The sequence below is a fragment of the Megasphaera intestinihominis genome (genome assembly GCF_040096415.1).
Taxonomy (GTDB): domain Bacteria; phylum Bacillota; class Negativicutes; order Veillonellales; family Megasphaeraceae; genus Megasphaera; species Megasphaera intestinihominis.
The window spans coordinates 1-2,241 of record NZ_JBBMEU010000121.1 but is presented as its reverse complement, the minus strand read 5'-3'; the positions used below and the strand labels follow the sequence as shown (position 1 = coordinate 2,241).

At 32.3% G+C, this 2,241-nt stretch carries 2 protein-coding genes; both read right to left on the bottom strand.

Translation table 11 applies throughout. From position 1 onward, the window contains the following. Window positions 1-1,241: hypothetical protein (locus WMO23_RS11185; RefSeq protein WP_435404771.1), on the bottom strand; the 1,241-nt coding region annotated here is incomplete at its 3' end. A 57-nt stretch (window positions 1,242-1,298) separates the two neighbouring features. Beyond that, window positions 1,299-2,096, bottom strand: coding sequence for a glycosyltransferase family 32 protein (locus WMO23_RS11180; protein ID WP_349174106.1), 798 nt, complete (start codon window positions 2,094-2,096; stop codon window positions 1,299-1,301). Between the last annotated feature and the right edge of the window lie 145 nt (window positions 2,097-2,241).

Genomic DNA, 2,241 nt, shown 5'->3' with positions numbered 1-2,241 from the left:
TATCTTTGTTTACCCCAGTATGGGGCATAAAGTAGATTCATGCAATACCGATTTACACAAACTATTTTACACTCCCTCGTACTTTTCCCAGACCCCCGCCCTCCAATAAGGCAATTCAGTTCTTTTGAAAAAGGGATACACATAGCCTCCTCTAGCTGCTCATCATATAAAAAGGCTTGTTTTGATGACTTGATAAAAATTCCTTTAATATAGGCGTTAGGTGATTCTGGTTTATTTAATCGTATAGAAATATTTGGATCTGTAAAAGCAGCTTTCAGCATTTTAAAATTACACTTATCCCCTTTTATCCAAAAAAACAACCTGTTAATGGTATCAATTCCATGTGAATCTGAATCATAGACAAAAGCAATATCTTTTTTAGTGTATCGCGAAATCATTTGTCTAATCTCAACATCCTGGTCAACTTGTTTAATTCCCAAAAGATTCGTTACTTCTGACTCAAATAGTTTTTTCTTATATGCCATGGATAAAAAACTTTCATCAGTAAACATAGCCGACGTATTAGCGTGAGCAATATAACTAATACCTCCATTATCTAGCACAAATTTCATAACATCATAACTAGTTTGATAAGTTCCTAATTCTTCATTTATCAGCTTATCATCTAAATAATTTTTAAGTTGAGTTAACGAATCCTTATTAAATTTATCAAAAATAGCGACAACATGATTTTTATCAGCACAACTAATCTCAATTCCCAACATAATTTCCGGATATTTATGCTTCTGACATACTGCATTCATTCTATATAAATTATAGACAGCTTTTTCTAAAAGTTCAAATCCAGAAATCGTATTATGATCAGAAATAACAACCATTTCAATATCATTTATAATTAGATACGCAGCAATAATGTAATATGGTAAAGTTTCTATATCAAAATAATTTTGACTCCAGTATTTATGAATCTGTTCACGATTAAGAATCTGAGTTTGAGCAAAGATATCAAATAATTCTTCATTCGAAAAATCCTTCACATTCCGTTTATTGCCAGATAATTCCAACATTTTATAATCATGGGAAGCTGGTGTATGCAAATGAAATAAAACTTTATGAAAACTACCATATTTTTTAATAGCTTTTTCAAGTTGCTTATATCCTTCATCAATATACTTCTCCATCATATACCTCTGTTGCATGTCCATTTTTACAAATAACTTGATATTCTTATCAGTACCTGCCCTAATCAAAGTTAATTTTCCATAATCATTGTGATTCAAAAATTCGTAATCACGTGGCTCACTTTTTCATTGACATTTACACTCTCTTATTTTGTACTACTTCTTCATTTTTTTATACATTTTTTCTAAAATATATAAAATACCACCTTGAGCATATGCAGTACTAATTCTAGTTAATTGAAACGCCAAAAATTCAGGAAATCCTATATCTCTATACCTTTGATGATAATAATGAAAAATTTTAATATACTCTTTAGTTTCTTTAGACAGCCAAGATCCTGTAAAATGATGTATTGTAAACGTGTTATCTGTTACTTTTTCCTCACCAGTATTCATATCCTTAGCACAAAGATAATCAAAAGGCAACAAAACCATATTATTCCCGAAAATTTTCTTTTCTCCATCAAATACCAGACCATATTTTTGACTAGTTAAATGGGTAATGACTTCGACATTTGTAGTCAAATCAAAACTACCGTCTTTCTTTAAAAAATGGCGATTATCATAATACCGTAACAACATACCAATCCATTCATTATCCCGACAGGCACCCATAGTACCTGTCGGGATATGGGTCTGCGACTCATATCCCGATACCGCATTGTAGGCGCGGAGCGGATTTAGGGATTTGACCACTTCCACGTCGGTGTCCATGTAAAAGCCCCCTTCTTCATAGAGAGCTTTTAGCCGGACATAGTCAGTGACAAAAGCCCATTTCTTGGCTTCATAAGCTTCTTTACAATATGCATTTTCATTAACATTAAAATTTGATTCATTCCACTCTTTTATTTTGTAATCTGGGCAAAATTTACGCCAGGATTCAATATAAGTTTTCACATCATCTGGTATGGGGGTGCCTCCAAACCAACAATAATGGATAATCTTAGGTATCATAACAAGTTCTCCTGTAAAACATTCTTTAGTTTTCTAATTTTATTCATTGCATATAGTACTCTTAGACCGGGAGTGTAAAATAGTTTGTGTAAATCGGTATTGCATGAATCTACTTTATGCCCCATACTGGGGTAAACAAAGATAA

What these genes read in the sequence shown, in the direction of transcription:
- WMO23_RS11180 (WP_349174106.1), bottom strand. Translation starts at nt 2,096, where the DNA reads ATGATACCTAAGATTATCCATTATTGTTGGTTTGGAGGCACCCCCATA.